The organism is Acidovorax sp. Q11 (genome assembly GCF_054950075.1).
Genome location: NZ_JBUDZG010000008.1, coordinates 153,297 through 172,339, shown reverse-complemented (window position 1 = coordinate 172,339; position 19,043 = coordinate 153,297). Strand labels below are relative to the sequence as shown.

Here is a 19,043-nt window from a genome sequence, read left to right as displayed (position 1 = left end):
ACCAGCCTGGAGGTGCAAGCCCAGTAGGAGGCTATAGTTATCCACAGCCAGCCTAACCAACGCTGGCTACACGCCCCCTATCAAAGTTGGATCGGCACACACTGTCAAGATTCAATCGGCGCCAACACAAGAGTGCGTCAGCAGGGGCGGAAACGTGGTGTTGACAGTGGTGGCGCTCGCGAGCGCTAGGCATTGAAACCGCGCCAACACAGGGGGAACGGGCAAAAAAAATCCCAACCGGATAAGGGTTGGGATTTCACATTATGGTGGAGCTGGCGGGAATTGAACCCGCGTCCGTAAGCCTTCACCGGGCAGATCTACATGTTTAGCGGTCTGTTTTGAATCTCGCCACCTGTGTCGCGCAGTCGCACGCTACACAAGCCGCCAGCACCCTATTTTCTCGCCCCAACCCAAGGTACCCGGATCGGAGCCAGCCCATGTAATTATCCTTGCAGCCGGGAGGCACTGATTGCTCAGAACCCCCTTGCCCAGCCCATCGGCCAACTGTTGCAAGGCTCACTGGCAATTAAGCAGCGAGTGCGAAACGTTCGTCGTTTGCAGTTAGTTTGTTAAATCGAGATTTACGAGCGTGACTCAAGCTCGACATGCACCACACCGATTCCGAACCCACGTCGAAACCAGGACAGCCCCAAGCCCTCTATTTTAGGCGTGCACAAGCAATTGCAATAGCTCGGAGGGAGATTTAATTGCGGCATGGGCACCCCACTCACCGGGATCGGCCTTGGCGCCCAGGTATCCATAGGTGGCAGCCACAGTGCCCATGCCTGCCGCCAGGCCCGCGAGAATGTCGCGCTCATCGTCGCCGACATAAATGCACTGCGCAGGGGAGAGCTTCAGGCGGGACGCCGCCTCCAGCAAAGGGGCGGGATGCGGCTTTGCGTGGGGGGTCGTGTCGCCACTGACCACTGCTCCAGCCGTTTCGAAAAGCGGAATCGCCCGGGTCAGCGGTTCTGTAAACCGTGCCGCCTTGTTGGTCACCACCCCCCACAGCAGGTTGCGCTGCAAGAGTTGATGGACCAGTTCGGGCACGCCCTCGAAAATCGTGGTGTGCTCGGTCATGCGCGATTCATAGTTCACAAAGAACTCCTCACGCCAAGCGGCGAAATCGGGATGGTCCGGGGTCATACCAAAGGCCTCGCCCAACATGCCGCGTGCGCCAGCTCCCGCCATGGGCCGGTAACGCTCCAGGGGCAAGGAGGGCAGACCGCGATCGGTACGCATCTTGTCGGCAGCGGCCCCCAGGTCGGGCGCACTGTCGATCAGCGTTCCGTCCAGATCAAACAAAACAGCACGAATGTCATGGAACATGGACGCCCCTTAGCCCGCACGCCGGGTGGCGAACAGGTAATTCACGCTGGTGTCTTCCCTCAGCCAGTAGCGCTTTGTCAGGGGGTTGTACTCCAGCCCTTTGGTATGCAGAACATCCAGTTGCGCACTGCGGCAGCTGGCGGCCAATTCGCTGGGGCGAATCATCTTGGCATATTCATGGGTGCCTCGGGGCAGCATGTTCAGCACATATTCCGCCCCCACAATGGCCAACATAAAGGCCTTGGCATTGCGATTGATGGTGGAGAAAAACACCCAGCCCCCGGGTTTGACCAACTGGGAACATGCGCGGACCACGGATGCGGGGTCTGGAACATGCTCCAGCATTTCCATGCAGGTCACCACATCAAAACCCGCTGGCTGCTCCTGGGCCAGCGCTTCCACGCTGATCTCCTGATAGCGGATATTCGGGGTACCCGCCTCCAGTGCATGCAGTTGCGCAACGCGCAACGCCTTGGACGCCAGATCAATACCCAGCACGTCCGCACCTTTTCGCGCCATGGAGTCGGCCAGAATACCGCCCCCGCATCCGACATCCAGCACCCGCTTGCCATTCAATGGGCTGAAGCCGTTGATCCAATCAAGCCGCAGCGGATTGATCTGGTGCAGTGGGCGAAATTCACTGTCTGGATCCCACCAACGGTGGGCCAATTCTGAAAACTTGGCCAGTTCGGCCGGATCTGCATTGACGGTGTCACTCATGCGGGTAATTGTCTCTGAACCAGATGCATATAAGACTCCACACGCAAAAAAGCCCCGTTACCGGGGCTTTTTTGTGAAGCAATCCGAAGATTACTTGGAAGCGCGGGTACCGACCACTTCGATTTCCACGCGGCGGTTCTTGGCGCGGCCTTCGGCGGTCTTGTTGTCAGCCACTGGCTGCTTTTCGCCCTTGCCTTCGGTGTACACGCGGTTCTTTTCGATGCCCTTGGACACCAAGTAAGCCTTCACGGCTTCGGAACGACGCACCGACAGCTTCTGGTTGTAAGCATCAGAGCCCACGGAGTCGGTGTGACCCACTGCGATGATGACTTCCAGGTTGATGCCCTTGACCTTGGAGACCAGGTCGTCCAGCTTGGCCTTGCCTTCTGGCTTCAGCACCGACTTGTCGAAGTCGAAGAATGCGTCAGCGGCGTAGGTCACCTTGGTGGCCACGGCAGGAGCTGGAGCAGCTGCTGGAGCAGGAGCGGCGGCAGGTGCGGGTGCAGCGGCTGGAGCAGGAGCGGCGGCAGGTGCGGGTGCAGCGATAGCACCGTCGCAACCAGCGGCAGCCGTAGCAGGCGTCCAGTTGGCATCACGCCAGCAGTATTCGTTCGTGCCGTTCTTCCAGACCAGATCACCGCTGGCATTGCGCCAGTTGTCCACGGTTTGTGCGCCAGCGGCGGTTGCGAGCGCTGCAGAGGCAAACAACATCGCCACTTTGTTCAGTTTCTTCATGGTTCTCCTCTTGGGGAAAAAGCCGCAGCCGCGCTGCGAATCAGGACGCTAGGGATGACCACCACCCAAAGCGTTCAAACGATTGTGCCATACGTAACAGGGCAAAAGCGGTGGTGACGCGATGAGGTCCGTAGGACAAAACCGGAATTGCTTCGATATGTTGCGCGGTCGCTACACGGTCTTAGCCCTAAAATGACCCTCCTTTGCCGCCACCGCAGCCCCCAATGACCCAGTTTGCCAAAGAAACCCTGCCGATCAGCCTCGAAGAGGAAATGCGGCGCAGTTATCTCGATTACGCGATGAGCGTGATCGTCGGCCGGGCACTGCCCGACGCGCGCGATGGCTTGAAGCCTGTGCACCGGCGCGTGTTGTTTGCCATGCACGAACTCAACAACGACTGGAACCGGCCTTATAAAAAGTCGGCCCGTATCGTGGGTGACGTGATTGGTAAATACCACCCGCACGGCGACTCGGCGGTGTATGACACCATTGTGCGGATGGCGCAGGATTTCTCGCTGCGCCACATGCTGGTGGACGGCCAAGGCAATTTCGGCTCGGTGGACGGCGACAACGCCGCCGCCATGCGATACACCGAAATCCGCCTGGCCAAAATCGCCCACGAAATGCTGGGCGACATCGACAAGGAAACCGTCGATTTCGGCCCCAACTACGATGGCAGCGAAAAGGAGCCGCTGGTATTGCCCAGCAAGCTGCCCAATCTGCTGGTCAATGGCTCGGCAGGTATTGCGGTGGGCATGGCCACCAATATTCCGCCGCACAACCTCAATGAGGTGGTGGATGCCTGCCTGCACATGCTGCGCAACCCCGAGACCACTATCGACGAGCTGATGGAGATCATCCCGGCGCCCGACTTCCCCACCGCTGGCATCATTTACGGCATCAACGGCGTAAAGGACGGCTACCGCACGGGCCGTGGCCGCGTGATCATGCGCGCACGCTGCCACTTCGAGGACATCGACCGCGGCCAGCGCCAGGCGATCATCGTGGACGAGCTGCCCTACCAGGTCAACAAGAAGACGCTGCAGGAGCGCATGGCCGAGCTGGTGCACGAGAAGAAGATCGAAGGCATCAGCCATATCCAGGACGAGTCGGACAAGTCCGGCATGCGCCTGGTGATCGAACTCAAGCGCGGCGAAGTGCCCGAAGTGGTGCTCAACAACCTGTACAAGCAGACGCAGCTGCAGGACACCTTTGGCATGAACATGGTGGCGCTGGTCGATGGCCAGCCACGCCTGTGCAACCTCAAGGACCTGATCGTCGTCTTCCTGCAGCACCGCCGCGAAGTGGTGACGCGCCGCACAGTGTTCGAGCTGCGCAAGGCGCGCGACCGCGGCCATGTGCTGGAAGGCCTGGCCGTGGCCTTGGCCAATATCGACGACTTCATCGCCATCATCCGCAACGCACCTACACCGCCCGTGGCCAAGTCCGAGCTGATGGCCCGCTCGTGGGACAGCAAGCTGGTGCGCGAGATGCTGACCCGCACGCGCGCCGATGGCGGCGTGATCAACGCTGACGACTACCGCCCCGAAGGCCTGGAAGTCGAGTTCGGCATGGGCCAGGACGGCCTGTACCGCCTGTCGGAAACGCAGGCCCAGGAAATCCTGCAGATGCGCCTGCAGCGCCTCACGGGCCTGGAGCAGGACAAGATCGTGGCCGAGTACAAGGAAGTCATGGCGGTCATCGAAGACCTGCTGGACATCCTGGCCAAGCCCGAGCGCGTCTCGACCATCATTGGCGAAGAACTCACCTCCATCAAGACCGAGTTCGGCCAGCACAAGCTGGGCGCGCGCCGCAGCGTGGTGGAGTACAGCGCCCAGGACCTCTCCACCGAAGACCTGATCACCCCCACCGACATGGTGGTGACGCTCTCGCACACCGGCTACATCAAGAGCCAGCCCCTGTCCGAATACCGGGCGCAAAAACGCGGCGGGCGCGGCAAGCAGGCCACGGCAACCAAGGAAGACGACTGGATCGACCAGCTCTTCATCGCCAACACGCACGACTACATCCTGTGCTTCTCCAACCGGGGTCGCCTGTACTGGCTCAAGGTCTGGGAAGTGCCCGCCGGCTCACGCGGCTCGCGCGGCCGCCCCATCGTCAACATGTTCCCGCTGCAGGACGGCGAGAAGATCAACGTGGTACTGCCGCTCACGGGCGACATGCGCACGTTCCCAGCAGACCGTTTTGTGTTCATGGCCACCAGCATGGGCACCGTCAAGAAGACCGCGCTGGATGAATTCAGCAATCCGCGCAAGGGCGGCATCATCGCCGTCAATCTGGACGATGGCGACTACCTGATCGGCGCCGCCCTCACCGATGGCAAACACGATGTGATGCTGTTCAGCGACGGCGGCAAGGCCGTGCGCTTTGACGAAAACGATGTGCGCCCCCTGGGCCGCCAGGCGCGCGGTGTGCGCGGCATGATGCTGGAAGACGGACAGAGCGTGATCGCCATGCTGGTCGCCGAAGACGAAACGCAGAGTGTGTTGACTGCTACAGAAAACGGCTACGGCAAGCGCACCAGCATCACCGAATACACCCGCCACGGCCGGGGCACCAAGGGCATGATCGCCATCCAGCAAAGCGAGCGCAACGGCAAGGTCGTGGCCGCCACGCTGGTGCATGCCGACGACGAAATCATGCTGATCACCGACAAGGGCGTGCTGGTGCGTACCCGCGTGAGCGAAATCCGTGAACTGGGTCGCGCCACGCAGGGCGTCACGCTGATCGCGCTGGACGAAGGCTCCAAGCTCAGCGGCCTGCAACGCATCGTGGAAAACGATGCCAATGTGGCCGATGCCGACACCGACGGTGACGGCAATGTGGACGGTGGTGGCTCCGCTGACTCTGGCGCAACGCCCACAACCGACGCCTGACCTGCTCGTTTAGCCTTCTCCGGGTGCCGCGCCAGACGCGGCACCCGGATGCTATTAAAAATGTAGCTGTCAGCGCTTATCCAGCAGGCGCAGGCAGCATTTTTGACTGTTAAACCATGACCCGCCCCTACAACTTCTCGGCCGGCCCGGCCGCCATCCCCGCCGAAGTGCTGGAGCAAGCCGCCGCCGAAATGCTCAACTGGCACGGCAGCGGCATGGGCGTGATGGAAATGAGCCACCGGGGCAAGGAATTTCTGTCCATCTACGAGCAGGCCGAAGCCGACCTGCGCGAACTGCTGGCCGTACCCGCCAACTACAAGATCCTGTTCATGCAGGGCGGTGGCCTGGCCGAAAACGCCATCGTGCCGCTGAACCTCTCGCGGGCCGGTGCGGTGGACTTTGTGGTCACAGGCAGCTGGAGCCAGAAGTCACAGAAGGAAGCGCGCAAGTACGCCTCCGAAGTGAGCATCGTGGCGTCGGCCGAAGACACCGGCTTCACCACCCTGCCCGATCCGGCCTCATGGACCGTGAGCCGAGGTGCCAGCTACCTGCACATCTGCAGCAACGAAACCATCAACGGCATCGAATTCCAGCAGCTGCCCGACCTCAAGGCGCTGGGCTGCGATGCGCCCCTGGTCATCGACTTTTCGTCCCATGTGGCGTCGCGCCCCGTGGACTGGAGCCGCGTGGGCCTGGCCTTTGGCGGCGCGCAAAAGAACCTGGGGCCTGCCGGCCTCACGCTGGTGGTGGTGCGCGAAGACCTGCTGGGCCACGCCCTGCCCGCCTGCCCCAGCGCCTTTGACTACAAAACCGTGGCCGACAACCAGTCCATGTACAACACGCCCCCCACCTGGGGCATCTACATCGCGGGCCTCACTTTCCAGTGGCTCAAGCGCCAGACCGAGGGCGGCCTGAGTGGCGTGGCCGCGATGGAGCAGCGCAACATCGCCAAAGCCGCCCTGCTCTACAACGCCATCGACAGCTCGCAGCTGTATGTGAACAAGGTGGCGGCCAACTGCCGCTCGCGCATGAACATTCCGTTCTTCCTGCGCGACGAAAGCCGCAACGATGCGTTCCTGGCCGGATCCAAGGAACGCGGTCTGCTGCAACTCAAGGGCCACAAGTCCGTGGGGGGCATGCGCGCCAGTGTCTACAACGCCATGCCGATCGAGGGCGTCCAGGCGCTGGTGGACTACATGCGAGAATTTGAGCAAAAGCACGCCTGAACGAACGCCAGCCCTCCCCCGTTCACGCGCCCGCGCACACAGACCCCATCCATGAATACTCCGCAAGCCTCACCCGACCTCGCCAGCCTGCGCGTGCAGATCGACTCCATCGACCAGCAACTGCTCACGCTGCTGAACCAGCGTGCGCTGGTGGCCGAGCAGGTGGGTGAAGTCAAGAAGCGTGAAGGCACGCCCTTCTTCCGCCCCGACCGTGTGGCCCAGGTCATTGACAAGATCACCCACGCCAACCCCGGGCCACTCAAAGGCCCGCATGTGGCAGCCATCTGGCGCGAGATCATGTCCGCCTGCCTGGCGCTCGAATCACCCCAGCGCGTGGCCGTGCTCGGCCCCGAGGGCACGTTCTGCGAACAGGCCGCCATCGAATTCTTCGGTGGTGCCGCCGACCTGATGTACTGCGCCAACTTCGACGAGGTGTTCCACGCCACGGCCGCCGGCAGCGCCCAGTACGGCGTGGTGGGCGTCGAGAACTCCACCGAAGGCGTGGTTACGCGCTCACTCGATCTGTTCCTGCACACCCCTACCCATGTGGTGGGCGAAGTCAGCCTGCTGGTGCGCCACAACCTGCTGCGCACCACCAATTCGCTCGACGGCATCGAGGCAGTGCTGGCCCACCCGCAGGCGCTGGCCCAATGCCAGGCCTGGCTGTCCAAGCACCTGCCACACGCCGAACGCCGCCCGGTGTCTAGCAATGCCGAGGGCGCGCGCCTGGCCACCACCAACCCCGCCTGGGCGGCCCTCTCCAGCGAACGCGCAGCCACCCAGTTCGGCCTGCACATCGTCTCGCACGCCATCCAGGACGACGCCTACAACCGCACGCGTTTTGCCATCATCTGCCTGCCGCACACGCTGCAGACGCCTCCGCCTTCTGGCAAGGACTGCACCAGCCTGGTGGTCTCGGTGCCGAACCAGCCCGGCGCGGTGCACGACCTGCTGGTGCCGCTCAAGGCGCATGGCGTGTCCATGACGCGTTTCGAATCCCGCCCCGCGCGCACCGGCCAGTGGGAGTATTACTTCTACATCGACCTCGACGGCCACCCCGCTCAGCCCCATGTGGCGCGCGCGCTGGAAGAACTGCGCAGCCTGTGCGCGTTCTACAAGGTCCTGGGCACCTACCCCGTGTCGTCCTGAGGAGCCGCCAAGATGTTCGAACAATTGGGACTCATCGGTTGCGGGCTCATGGGCGGCTCGTTTGCCCTGGCGATGAAGAAGGCGGGTCTGGTCAAACGGGTGGTGGGCTACAGCAAGTCGCCCTCGACCACCGACCGCGCGCGCCAGTTGGGCGTGATCGATGTCGAGGCGCCCTCGGCCCTGCTGGCCGTGGCTGGTGCCGACATCGTGCTGGTGGCCGTGCCCGTGGCCGCCACCGAAGCCACACTGAAAGCCATCAAGCACCTGGTCACGCCCCAGATGCTCATCATGGACGTGGGCTCGACCAAGGCCGACGTGGTGCATGCAGCGCAGCGCTCTTTGCGCGATCAGGTCGGCTCGTTTGTACCGGCGCACCCCATCACCGGGCGCGAGGTGTCGGGCGTGGAACATGCCGAAGCGGATCTTTACAGCGGACGCCAGGTCATCCTGACGCCCACCGAGCGCACCCTCACGGTCCATCTGCAGAACGCAGAAAAGATCTGGAATGCCCTGGGCTGCCGCGTGACCAGCATGTCGCCCGAATCGCACGATGCGGCCTTTGCCGCTGTCAGCCACCTGCCCCATGTGCTGGCCTTTGCGATGATGAACAGCATCACCGGGCAAGCGCATGGCGATGATTTCCTGTCTCTGGCGGGCCCGGGATTTCGGGACTTCACCCGCATCGCGGCCAGCGACCCCAAGGTGTGGCGCGACATCATGCTGGCGAACCGCGAAGAACTCCTGGCCCAGTCCAAACTGTTCCAGCAGGCCCTGCATAACATCGAGCAGGCCATGGAAAAGGGCAACGCCCAGGCACTGGAAGACATGCTGACACTGGCCAGCGAAACCCGCGCGCACTGGCGCATGGGTGCGAAGCGGAAATGACCCCCTGAGTCGCCTTCGGCGCCTTCCCCCAAGGGGGACGCACCCGGTGGCCTGGCGAAGCCAGTTCCACGGGTGCGCTGGTGTTGGGGCGCGCCAGTTGTGCAGGCTGCTGGCCGCACGAACGCTCTTTGAGCCGCAATTGGACACAACACAACGATGTACAGCACCGCATTTCTCGATCTGCCCCCTTTGCAAGCCGCTGCGGGTGAAGTCCACCTGCCGGGCTCCAAGAGCATCTCCAACCGCGTGCTGCTGCTGGCCGCGCTGAGCAATGGCACCACCACCGTGCACGACCTGCTGGCGTCAGACGACACGCGCGTGATGCTCGACGCCCTGCGCCAGATCGGGTGCACGGTGGATGAAGCGGGCAGCACGGTGCGCATCACCGGCCTGGGTGGCCGCCTGCCCCAGTCTCCCGCCAAGCTGTTCCTGGGCAATGCGGGTACCGCCATGCGCCCGCTCACGGCAGCGCTGGCGCTGCTGGGTGGCGAGTTCGAGCTGTCCGGCGTGCCACGCATGCACGAGCGCCCCATTGGCGACCTCATCGATGCCCTGCGCCAGCTGGGCTGCCAGATCGACTACCTGGGCAACGAAGGCTACCCGCCGCTCAGGATCGCCCACGGCCAAGGGGTACCAGCCCTGGCGCTGGCAGAGCCCATCCGCGTGCGCGGCGATGTATCGAGCCAGTTCCTCACCGCGCTGCTCATGGCGCTGCCTCTGGCGGCCGGTACACAGGCCATCGTGATCGAGGTGGTCGGCGAGCTGATCTCCAAGCCCTACATCGCCATCACGCTCCAACTGCTGGCGCGTTTTGGCATCGTGGTCGAGCACCAGAACTGGCAGCGTTTCACCATCCCGGCAGGCAGCCGCTACCAGTCGCCCGGCAGCATCCATGTGGAGGCGGATGCCTCATCTGCTAGCTATTTCATAGCACTCGGGGCAATAACAACAGGCGGTGAGGGCCAAAAAAGCATCAAAATTCAGGGCGTCGGGCTGGATTCGATTCAGGGCGACATCCGTTTTGTGGAGGCCGCACGCGCCATGGGTGCCGTGGTCACGGGCGGCCCCAACTGGCTGCAGATTGAGCGCGGCGCCTGGCCCCTGAAGGCCATTGACCTGGACTGCAACCACATCCCCGACGCAGCCATGACACTGGCCGTGATGGCGCTGTATGCCGAAGGCACCACCACGCTGACCAACATTGCCAGCTGGCGCGTGAAGGAAACCGACCGCATCGCCGCCATGGCCGCCGAGCTGCGCAAACTCGGCGCCACCGTGGAGGAAGGCGCGGACTACATCCGCGTGACGCCTCCGGCGCAGGCGGCGGACTGGAAAGCCGCCAGCATCCACACCTACGACGACCACCGCGTGGCCATGTGCTTCTCGCTGGCCGCCTTCAACCCGGCCCGCTTGCCGGTGCGCATCGAAGACCCCAAGTGCGTGGCCAAGACCTTCCCGGACTATTTCGAGGCGCTGTTCTCGGTCGCCCAGGTCGAGACCGCCCACATCCCGGTGATCTGCATCGACGGCCCCACGGCCTCAGGCAAGGGCACGGTGGCGGCTGCGGTGGCGCAGCGGCTGGGCTACCGCTTTCTCGACTCGGGGGCGATGTACCGCATCACCGCCCTGGCCGCGCTGCGTGCAAGTCTCGCCATCGACGCCGACCACGAAGCGCGCATTGCCACCATGGCGCAGACCCTCCCGGTGCGGTTTGAGGGCGGCAAGGTGTGGCTGGGCAGCGACGACGTAACCGACGCAATCCGCACCGAAGAAGCCGGCATGAACGCATCCCGCGTGTCCGCCCTGCCTGCCGTGCGCACGGCGCTGGTGGACCTGCAACACAGCTTCCAGCGCCTGCCGGGCCTGGTGGCCGATGGCCGCGACATGGGCACCGTGATCTTCCCAGAGGCCCCGCTCAAGGTCTATTTGACGGCCAGCGCCGCCTGCCGCGCCGAGCGCCGTTATAAACAGTTGATTTCAAAGGGTTTTTCGGCTAGTATCGAAGACCTTCGCGCGGATTTGGAGGCGCGTGACGCACGGGACAGTTCCCGCAGCGTTGCTCCCTTGAAGCCCGCGCAGGACGCTCTGGTCCTGGACAACTCCGATTTGACGATTGATGAAGCCGTCGAACAGGTGTTGGCCTGGTGGCAAGAGCGCCAGCCCTTCGCAGCTGCTGCGCAGGGCTGAAACGTGGAGCCCCCGGGCTCCAGGCAGTGCCGAAAGGCCTTGCCACAGGCCCACACAGCCCCTCTCGCGCGCCAGCGCACAGGTTGTGTGGATCGATAACCTAACCCGCGGCTCTGCCGCAAAAAACCACCGCAAGCAGCTATAAAAACGGTAGCAATGGTGCTGCCGGAATCCTGTTTGTGGCAAGGAAACACATGTCCGAATCTTTTGCCGCCCTTTTTGAAGAATCCTTGCAGCGTACGGAAATGCGCCCTGGCGAAGTCATCACCGCTGAAGTCGTGCGCGTCGAGCACAACTTCGTGGTCGTGAACGCTGGCCTCAAGTCCGAAGCCTACGTGCCGCTGGAAGAGTTCAAGAACGACAAGGGCGAAGTCGAAGTCCAAGTGGGTGACTTCGTGTCGGTGGCCATTGGCTCCATCGAAAACGGCTACGGCGACACCATCCTGTCGCGCGACACGGCCAAGCGTCTGGCTTCGTGGATGAGCCTGGAAAAGGCCCTGGAATCCGGCGAATTCGTCACCGGCACCACCTCCGGCAAGGTCAAGGGCGGCCTGACCGTTCTGGTCAACGGCATCCGCGCATTCCTGCCCGGTTCGCTGATCGATACCCGTCCGATCAAGGATCTGACGCCGTACGAAAACAAGACCATGGAATTCAAGGTCATCAAGCTGGACCGCAAGCGCAACAACGTAGTGCTGAGCCGCCGCGCTGTGGTGGAAGCCTCCATGGGCGAAGAGCGCGCCAAGCTGATGGAAACCCTGAAGGAAGGCTCCATCGTTCAAGGCGTGGTCAAGAACATCACCGAATACGGTGCGTTCGTGGACCTGGGCGGCATCGACGGCCTGCTGCACATCACCGACATGGCATGGCGCCGTGTGCGTCACCCTTCCGAAGTGGTGACGGCTGGCCAGGAAATCACGGCCAAGATCCTGAAGTTCGACACCGAGAAGAACCGTGTCTCGCTGGGTCTGAAGCAGATGGGCGACGACCCATGGATGGGCGTGAACCGCCGCTACCCACAATCGACCCGCCTGTTCGGCAAGATCACGAACATTGCCGACTACGGCGCGTTCGTCGAACTCGAACCCGGCATCGAAGGCCTGGTGCACGTGTCTGAAATGGACTGGACCAACAAGAACATCGCTCCCGCCAAGCTGGTCTCGCTGGGTGACGAAGTCGAAGTCATGGTTCTGGAAATCGACGAAGACAAGCGCCGCATCAGCCTGGGCATGAAGCAGTGCAAGGCCAACCCATGGCAAGAATTCGCACAGGACACGAAGCGCGGCGACCGCGTCAAGGGTCCTATCAAGTCGATCACCGACTTCGGCGTGTTCGTGGGCCTGGCTGCCGGCATCGACGGCCTGGTGCACTTGTCCGACCTGTCGTGGAACGAAGCCGGCGAAGCCGCGGTTCGTAACTACAAGAAGGGCCAGGAAGTGGAAGCCATCGTGCTGGCCGTGGACGTGGACCGTGAACGCATCTCGCTGGGTATCAAGCAGCTCGACGGCGACCCATTCACGACCTTCGTGACCGTGAACGACAAGGGCCAGACGGTGACCGGCAAGGTCAAGACCGTGGACGCCCGTGGCGCTGAAATCGACCTCGGCGAAGACATCGTGGGCTACCTGCGCGCTTCGGAAATCTCCCGCGACCGCGTGGAAGATGCCCGCAATGTGCTCAAGGAAGGCGACGAAGTCACGGCCGTGGTGGTCAATGTGGATCGCAAGACCCGCAACATCCAGCTGTCGATCAAGGCCAAGGACATGGCCGACCAGCAAGAAGCCATGTCTTCGCTGTCGCAACAGTCGGCCCGCGAAAGCGCCGGCACGACCAGCCTGGGCGCCCTGCTGCGTGCCAAGCTGGACAACTCGGAAAAGTAAGTAAAGCGCTGACCCCTTGAAAGGTCAGACGGCGGGCGCCTCGTGCGCCCGCTCTTCTTTGAGAAGCCTATGTCCCAAGACTCCATGACCCGCTCAGACCTCGTTGAAGAACTGGCCGCACGCTTTGGCCAGCTCACCCACCGTGATGCCGAATACGCCGTCAAGACCATTCTGGACGCCGTGGGCGATGCCCTGGTGCGTGGGCACCGCATCGAGATCCGGGGTTTTGGCAGTTTCTCGGTCAACCACCGCCCGCCCCGCATGGGCCGCAACCCGCGCAGCGGCGAGGCCGTGGCCATTCCTGAAAAGCGTGTGCCGCACTTCAAGCCCGGCAAGGCCCTGCGCGAAGCCGTGGACAAGCGCACTGCCGAGATGGAAGAAAAGACCCAGGCCACGCCGGGTTTGCCAGATCAAAATTAATAGCTAAAAACGCTTTATGGTCGCGCCAAAGCGGCCATTTTTATTGATACTGGTGCGCTACAGACTTGCGGAGAACTCTGTACGCAAGCTCTTAGAATCGCCCCACCACTGGGGAGACCGATGAAATACCTCCTGTGGCTGCTCAAGGCAGCCATTTTTTTTACGCTCTTCGCCTTCGCGCTGAACAACCAGCAGGACGCGACCGTGCATTTTTTCTTTGGCACCCAATGGCGCGCGCCGCTGGTGCTGGTGGTGCTGACGGCCTTCTCGGCCGGGCTCGCCGTGGGTGTGCTGGGCATGGTGCCCCGCTGGTGGCGCCACCGCACGGCCGCCCGCCGCGCCCAGGCTGCCGCCGCAGTCGCCGCGCCAGCCCCGGTGCCCACAACGGCAACCGCCAACAACAGCACGCCTGCCGCGCCCCCGCCACCTCCCGACCTGCCCTCGATCCATGGAATTTGACCTGAGCTGGATTCTGCTGGGCCTGCCCGTGGCCTTTGTGCTGGGCTGGCTGGCATCGCGTTTCGACCTGCGCCAGCTGCGCGCCGAAAACCGGCGTGCGCCCAAGGCCTACTTCAAGGGCCTGAACTTCCTGCTCAACGAGCAGCAGGACCAGGCCATCGACGCCTTCATCGAGGCCGTGCAGAACGACCCCGACACCTCCGAACTGCACTTTGCGCTGGGCAACCTGTTCCGCCGCCGGGGCGAATACGACCGCGCCGTGCGTGTGCACGAGCACCTGCTCTCGCGCGGCGACCTCTCCCGCACCGACCGCGAGCGTGCCCAGCACGCGCTGGCGCTCGACTTCCTCAAGGCCGGGCTGCTCGACCGCGCGGAAGACGCCCTGCACCGCCTGGAAGGCACGCCCTTCGAGGCCCAGGCCCGCCTGGCCCTGCTGGCCATCTACGAGCGCTCGCGCGACTGGCCACACGCTGCCACCATTGCCCGCAAGATGCACGACGCCGACCAGGGCGATTTCAGCACCCGGCAGGCACATTACCTGTGCGAACAGGCACTGGCCCTGATTGCGCAGGGCGATCTGCCGGCCGCCCAGGCATTGCTGGAACAGGCGGTGGCCGCCGCCCCCGAGGCGGCGCGCGCACGCATCGAGCTGGCGCGGCTGCAGCGCCTCATGGGCCAACCCGCCGCCGTGCTGGCCACGCTCAAGACGCTGGGTGAACGCAACCCTGCGGCCTTGCCTCTGGCCGCCCCGCTGATGGTCGAAGCCGCCACGGCCAGCGGGCGCACCGCCGAGGTCCATGGCCTGCTGCAGGCCCACTATAAACAGGCACCCTCGCTCGACGTCCTGGAGAGCATCGTTGCCATGGAGGCCGCCGACGCCACCACCAGCGGTTCCGCCCGGCAGCGCTATGTGGAGCATCTGGACAAGGAACGCTCGCTGGTGGCCGCCGCCAAATGGCTGGCCACCGAAAAGCTGGAGCACGAGGAGTTCCACCCCCAGGTCCAGCGGGCGCTGGAGCATGCCGTGAAACCCCTCACACGCTACCGCTGCGCGGCCTGCGGCTTTGAAGCGCGCCAGCATTTCTGGCAATGCCCTGGCTGCCAGACCTGGGACAGCTACCCCGCGCGCCGCGTCGAAGAACTCTGACCCGCCATTCCAGCCCTCCACGCCAAGGACACCCACCACCATGCTGAAGACACTGCTGACCCTGATCGCCACTTTGCTGCTGGCCACCACCGCCGCCTTCGCCGCCGTGGACGTGAACACCGCCACCGAAGCCGAACTCGACGGCATCAAGGGCATCGGGCCCGGCCTGTCGGGCCGCATCCTGGAAGAGCGCAAGAGCGCCCCCTTCAAGGACTGGGCCGACTTCATTGGCCGCGTGGGTGGCGTGGGCAACAAAAGCGCCGTGAACTTCTCCAAAGAGGGCCTGACCGTCAACGGCAAGAAGTACAGCGCAGCGGCCGCCGCCAGGGCGGAAGCCAAGAGCAAACAGAAAGAGAAAGAAAAAACCGCCAGCCACCAGGGCACAGAACGCAAGGCCCGCAGCAGCGCAGACAAGACCGCCGCCGCACCAGCCACACCACCAACAGCGGCACCTGCAGCCCCCGCCCCTGCCGCTACCCCAGCAGCCAGCGCTAGCAAAAACTAAGCAGACTTCACAAGCAGCAAGCCCGCTCCAGCGGGCTTGCTTTTTTTACTCATCACAGGCGCGGCACCAAGGGCTGGACAGGGTTTTTAGGGGCTACCCCTAAAATCAATTGCGCATGCCCCTGATCACCCTCATCCTCCTCCCCTTCATCGGCAGCCTGCTGGCGGCAGTGTTGCCCGCCAATGCCCGCAACACCGAGTCCACGCTCGCCGGGCTCATTGCCTTGTTCTGCACGGTGCAGGCAGCGCTCTACTTCCCCGAGATTGCGGATGGCGGCGTGATCCGGCAAGAGCTGGCCTGGCTCCCTGCCCTGGGCCTGAACCTGGTCATCCGCATGGATGGCTTTGCCTGGATGTTCTGCATGCTGGTGCTGGGCGTGGGCAGCCTGGTGGTGCTGTATGCGCGCTACTACATGTCGCCCGCCGACCCGGTGCCGCGCTTCTTTTCGTTTTTTCTGGCCTTCATGGGGGCAATGGCGGGTGTGGTGCTGTCGGGCAACATCGTCCAGATTGCATTCTTCTGGGAGCTGACCAGCCTGTTCTCGTTCTTGCTGATCGGCTACTGGCACCACCGCAAGGATGCGCGGCGCGGTGCACGCATGGCGCTCACGGTGACGGGCACAGGCGGGCTGGCCATGCTGGCGGGCATGCTGGTGCTGGGCCACATCGTGGGCAGCTACGACCTGGACCATGTGCTCGCGGCCGGGCAGCTCATCCAGAACCATCCGCTGTACCTCACGGCCCTGGTGCTGATACTGCTGGGCGCGCTCACCAAAAGCGCACAGTTCCCGTTCCACTTCTGGCTGCCCCACGCCATGGCCGCGCCCACGCCCGTGTCGGCCTACCTGCACTCGGCCACCATGGTGAAGGCCGGTGTGTTCCTGATGGCGCGGCTGTGGCCCGCACTGTCGGGCACGGAAGAGTGGTTCTGGCTGGTGGGCGGTGCGGGCCTGGCCACGCTGCTGGTGGGCGGTTACGCGGCCATGTTCCAGAACGACCTCAAGGGGCTGCTGGCCTACTCGACCATTTCGCACCTCGGGCTCATCACTCTGCTTTTGGGCCTGAACAGCCCGCTCGCTGCCGTGGCCGCCGTGTTCCACATCATGAACCACGCGACCTTCAAGGCCTCGCTGTTCATGGCTGTGGGCATCGTGGACCATGAAAGTGGCACGCGCGACATACGGCGTCTGTCGGGCCTGCGCAGGATGATGCCCATCACCGCCACCCTGGCCATGGTGGCCAGCGCGGCCATGGCGGGCGTGCCGCTGCTCAACGGCTTCCTGTCCAAGGAAATGTTTTTTGCCGAGACGGTGTACGTGAACACCACGCCGATGCTGGAGTGGCTGCTGCCCGTCGCCGCCACAGTGGCCGGCATGTTCAGCGTGGCGTACTCGCTGCGCTTCACGGTGGATGTGTTCTTTGGCCCACCCGCTACCGACCTGCCGCGCCCGCCCCATGAGCCGCCGCACTGGATGCGGGTGCCGGTGGAGCTGCTGGTGCTTGCCTGCCTGGTGGTGGGCACGCTGCCCGCCTGGTCGGTGGGTGCCTACCTGGCTGCCGCCGCGCGGCCGGTGGTGGGGGGCGAGCTGCCCACGTACAGCCTGGCGGTCTGGCATGGGCTCAACACCCCATTTGTGATGAGCCTGGTGGCGCTGGGCGGCGGCATTGCGCTGTATGCGCTGCTGCGGCGCCAGCGCGCACGGGGTACGCTGGATGCGCCCCCGCTCATGCACCGCCTGAGCGGCCAGCGCATGTTCGAGCACCTGCTGGCTGCGCTCACGCTGGCGGGCCGCAACGGCCGCCGCCTGCTGGGCACGGGCCGCCTGCAGTGGCAGATGCTGTGGCTGGCCATAGCGGCCCTGGTGGCGGGCACGCTGCCCCTGTGGGCACGCGGCCTGCCGATTGGCGACCGGGTGCAGCTGCCGCTGTCGCCCGCCTTCGCCCTTTTGTGGCTGCTGGGCGCCGTGTGTGCCGTGGCGGCGGCCTGGCAGGCCAAGTACCACCGGCTGGCCGCCCTCACGTTGCTGGGCGGCGCGGGCCTGTGCGTGTGCCTGACCTTCCTCTGGTTCTCGGCCCCCGACCTCGCGCTCACGCAGATCGTGGTGGAGATCGTGACCACCATCCTCATCCTGCTGGGCCTGCGCTGGCTGCCGCGCCGCGACGAGAGCCTGCGCTTGCCCACAATGGCCGAAGAGCGCCGCACCCAGCTGCGCCGCTGGCGCGACCTGGCATTGGCGCTGAGCGCGGGCGCTGGCATGGCGCTGCTGTCGTTTGCCATGATGAGCCGCCCCTTCCCCAACAGCACCTCTACCTTCTTCCTCGAACGCGCGTTCACCGAAGGCGGCGGTACCAACGTCGTCAACGTGATGCTGGTGGACTTCCGGGGCTTCGACACCTTTGGAGAGATCGTGGTGCTGGGCATCGTGGCGCTCACGGTCTATGCACTGCTGCGGCGCTTCCGCCCAGCGCGCGAGGTGATGGACCTGCCACCGCAACAGCGTGCCCTGCCCGCCGATGTGGACACCGACCTCTCCAACCCGCGCCAGACCGCCGACACCGCCGTGGGCTACCTCATGGTGCCCGCCGTGCTGGTGCGCTTGCTGCTGCCGTTTGCCACGCTGGTGTCCATGTACCTTTTCATGCGTGGGCACAACGAGCCCGGCGGCGGCTTTGTGGCCGGGCTGGTGTTCTCGGTGGCGCTGCTACTGCAGTACATCGTCTCGGGCACCTCGTGGGTCGAGGCCCACCTGCCGCTGTACCCGCGCCGCTGGATCGGCGTGGGCCTGCTGGTGGCATTAGCCACGGGCCTGGGCGCCTGGGCCTGGGGCTACCCCTTCCTCACCAGCCACACAGCACACTTTGCGTTGCCGGTGGTGGGCGAGATCCATGTGGCCAGCGCGCTGTTCTTCGACATTGGCGTGTTCACCCTGGTGGTGGGCTCCACCATGCTCATCCTCACCGGCATTGCCCACCAGTCGGTGCGCAGCCACCGCTACAACAATGCGCGCGCCGACGATGAGGCGGCAGAACAAGCCGCTGCCGCCACAGCGCCCACCACCCGGGGAGAGACTGCATGGAACTGATACTGGCCCTGGCCATTGGCGTGCTCACCGGCTCGGGCGTGTGGCTGCTGCTGCGGCCCCGCACCTTCCAGGTCATCATGGGTCTGTCGCTGCTGTCGTATGCCGTCAACCTCTTCATCTTCAGCATGGGCCGCCTGGGCCTGGCGATTGACAAAGAGCCCGTGCTGCAACCCGGCCTGCCGCAGGACCTGGCCCACTATGCCGACCCCATGCCCCAGGCGCTCACACTCACGGCCATCGTGATCGGCTTTGCCATGACGGCGCTGTTCCTGGTGGTGCTGCTGGCCTCACGCGGCATGGCGGGCACTGACCATGTGGATGGCAGCCGCTCGAAAGACGCCCAGGAAATGCCTTGATGAAGAACACTCCCCTGAGGCGCTGCGCGCCTTCCCCCCGCTCTCGCAGTGCTGCGCACTGCGGGC

General features: G+C 64.1%; 15 protein-coding genes and 1 other RNA gene. 12 read left to right on the top strand and 4 right to left on the bottom strand.

Features of this window, described 5'->3' with window-relative positions; translation table 11 throughout:
- Positions 1-264: 264 nt before the first annotated feature.
- From ssrA to ompA, 4 genes are all read right to left on the bottom strand, one after another.
- Positions 265-651, bottom strand: a transfer-messenger RNA (tmRNA) gene (ssrA, locus tag ACYZGB_RS09720).
- A 12-nt stretch (positions 652-663) separates the two neighbouring features.
- Positions 664-1,329 carry an HAD family hydrolase gene (locus tag ACYZGB_RS09715; protein ID WP_462388023.1) on the bottom strand — a complete coding sequence of 222 codons (666 nt, stop codon included), beginning with the start codon at positions 1,327-1,329 and terminating at the stop codon, positions 664-666.
- 9 nt (positions 1,330-1,338) lie between these two features.
- On the bottom strand, positions 1,339-2,049 hold the full coding sequence (ubiG, locus tag ACYZGB_RS09710) for a bifunctional 2-polyprenyl-6-hydroxyphenol methylase/3-demethylubiquinol 3-O-methyltransferase UbiG (protein ID WP_462388022.1): 711 nt from the start codon (positions 2,047-2,049) through the stop codon (positions 1,339-1,341).
- A 90-nt stretch (positions 2,050-2,139) separates the two neighbouring features.
- A complete protein-coding gene (gene ompA, locus ACYZGB_RS09705; RefSeq protein WP_094290942.1) occupies positions 2,140-2,784 on the bottom strand; it encodes an outer membrane protein OmpA in 645 nt (214 codons plus the stop codon).
- A gap of 224 nt (positions 2,785-3,008) precedes the next feature.
- Here ompA and gyrA point away from each other — a divergent pair, with 224 nt between their 5' ends.
- The 12 genes from gyrA (at position 3,009) to ACYZGB_RS09645 (ending at position 18,977) form a co-directional block, all read left to right on the top strand.
- The gene (gene gyrA, locus ACYZGB_RS09700; RefSeq protein WP_462388021.1) at positions 3,009-5,681 is read left to right on the top strand and encodes a DNA gyrase subunit A; all 2,673 of its coding nucleotides are present in this window, start codon (positions 3,009-3,011) and stop codon (positions 5,679-5,681) included.
- A gap of 116 nt (positions 5,682-5,797) precedes the next feature.
- Positions 5,798-6,907 (top strand): 3-phosphoserine/phosphohydroxythreonine transaminase, encoded by a 1,110-nt coding sequence (gene serC / locus ACYZGB_RS09695; RefSeq protein WP_462388020.1) that lies wholly within the window; start codon positions 5,798-5,800, stop codon positions 6,905-6,907.
- A gap of 51 nt (positions 6,908-6,958) precedes the next feature.
- The gene (gene pheA, locus ACYZGB_RS09690; RefSeq protein WP_094290939.1) at positions 6,959-8,056 is read left to right on the top strand and encodes a prephenate dehydratase; all 1,098 of its coding nucleotides are present in this window, start codon (positions 6,959-6,961) and stop codon (positions 8,054-8,056) included.
- Positions 8,057-8,068: 12 nt separating this feature from the next.
- Positions 8,069-8,941, top strand: coding sequence for a prephenate dehydrogenase (locus ACYZGB_RS09685; protein ID WP_063460555.1), 873 nt, complete (start codon positions 8,069-8,071; stop codon positions 8,939-8,941).
- A gap of 156 nt (positions 8,942-9,097) precedes the next feature.
- Positions 9,098-11,128 (top strand): bifunctional 3-phosphoshikimate 1-carboxyvinyltransferase/cytidylate kinase, encoded by a 2,031-nt coding sequence (locus ACYZGB_RS09680; protein ID WP_462388019.1) that lies wholly within the window; start codon positions 9,098-9,100, stop codon positions 11,126-11,128.
- A 194-nt stretch (positions 11,129-11,322) separates the two neighbouring features.
- Positions 11,323-13,008 (top strand): 30S ribosomal protein S1, encoded by a 1,686-nt coding sequence (rpsA, locus tag ACYZGB_RS09675; RefSeq protein WP_063460557.1) that lies wholly within the window; start codon positions 11,323-11,325, stop codon positions 13,006-13,008.
- Between the two features lie 84 nt (positions 13,009-13,092).
- Positions 13,093-13,428, top strand: a complete 336-nt coding sequence (locus ACYZGB_RS09670; protein ID WP_063460558.1) for an integration host factor subunit beta — start codon at positions 13,093-13,095, stop codon at positions 13,426-13,428.
- Positions 13,429-13,548: 120 nt separating this feature from the next.
- On the top strand, positions 13,549-13,887 hold the full coding sequence (locus tag ACYZGB_RS09665; protein ID WP_462388018.1) for a LapA family protein: 339 nt from the start codon (positions 13,549-13,551) through the stop codon (positions 13,885-13,887).
- Positions 13,877-15,034 carry a lipopolysaccharide assembly protein LapB gene (gene lapB, locus ACYZGB_RS09660; protein WP_462388017.1) on the top strand — a complete coding sequence of 386 codons (1,158 nt, stop codon included), beginning with the start codon at positions 13,877-13,879 and terminating at the stop codon, positions 15,032-15,034. Before ACYZGB_RS09665 ends, lapB begins: the two co-directional genes overlap by 11 nt.
- A 40-nt stretch (positions 15,035-15,074) precedes the next feature.
- Positions 15,075-15,539, top strand: coding sequence for a ComEA family DNA-binding protein (locus ACYZGB_RS09655; protein WP_462388016.1), 465 nt, complete (start codon positions 15,075-15,077; stop codon positions 15,537-15,539).
- 115 nt (positions 15,540-15,654) lie between these two features.
- Positions 15,655-18,621, top strand: a complete 2,967-nt coding sequence (locus ACYZGB_RS09650) for a monovalent cation/H+ antiporter subunit A (RefSeq protein ID WP_462388015.1) — start codon at positions 15,655-15,657, stop codon at positions 18,619-18,621.
- On the top strand, positions 18,612-18,977 hold the full coding sequence (locus ACYZGB_RS09645) for a Na+/H+ antiporter subunit C (protein ID WP_291504442.1): 366 nt from the start codon (positions 18,612-18,614) through the stop codon (positions 18,975-18,977). Before ACYZGB_RS09650 ends, ACYZGB_RS09645 begins: the two co-directional genes overlap by 10 nt.
- Positions 18,978-19,043 lie beyond the last annotated feature (66 nt).

Coding starts and splice junctions, on each gene's coding strand:
- ACYZGB_RS09715 (WP_462388023.1), bottom strand. CDS start 1,329: ATGTTCCATGACATTCGTGCTGTTTTGTTTGATCTGGACGGAACGCTG.
- ubiG (WP_462388022.1), bottom strand. CDS start 2,049: ATGAGTGACACCGTCAATGCAGATCCGGCCGAACTGGCCAAGTTTTCA.
- ompA (WP_094290942.1), bottom strand. CDS start 2,784: ATGAAGAAACTGAACAAAGTGGCGATGTTGTTTGCCTCTGCAGCGCTC.
- gyrA (WP_462388021.1), top strand. CDS start 3,009: ATGACCCAGTTTGCCAAAGAAACCCTGCCGATCAGCCTCGAAGAGGAA.
- serC (WP_462388020.1), top strand. CDS start 5,798: ATGACCCGCCCCTACAACTTCTCGGCCGGCCCGGCCGCCATCCCCGCC.
- pheA (WP_094290939.1), top strand. CDS start 6,959: ATGAATACTCCGCAAGCCTCACCCGACCTCGCCAGCCTGCGCGTGCAG.
- ACYZGB_RS09685 (WP_063460555.1), top strand. CDS start 8,069: ATGTTCGAACAATTGGGACTCATCGGTTGCGGGCTCATGGGCGGCTCG.
- ACYZGB_RS09680 (WP_462388019.1), top strand. CDS start 9,098: ATGTACAGCACCGCATTTCTCGATCTGCCCCCTTTGCAAGCCGCTGCG.
- rpsA (WP_063460557.1), top strand. CDS start 11,323: ATGTCCGAATCTTTTGCCGCCCTTTTTGAAGAATCCTTGCAGCGTACG.
- ACYZGB_RS09670 (WP_063460558.1), top strand. CDS start 13,093: ATGACCCGCTCAGACCTCGTTGAAGAACTGGCCGCACGCTTTGGCCAG.
- ACYZGB_RS09665 (WP_462388018.1), top strand. CDS start 13,549: ATGAAATACCTCCTGTGGCTGCTCAAGGCAGCCATTTTTTTTACGCTC.
- lapB (WP_462388017.1), top strand. CDS start 13,877: ATGGAATTTGACCTGAGCTGGATTCTGCTGGGCCTGCCCGTGGCCTTT.
- ACYZGB_RS09655 (WP_462388016.1), top strand. CDS start 15,075: ATGCTGAAGACACTGCTGACCCTGATCGCCACTTTGCTGCTGGCCACC.
- ACYZGB_RS09650 (WP_462388015.1), top strand. CDS start 15,655: ATGCCCCTGATCACCCTCATCCTCCTCCCCTTCATCGGCAGCCTGCTG.
- ACYZGB_RS09645 (WP_291504442.1), top strand. CDS start 18,612: ATGGAACTGATACTGGCCCTGGCCATTGGCGTGCTCACCGGCTCGGGC.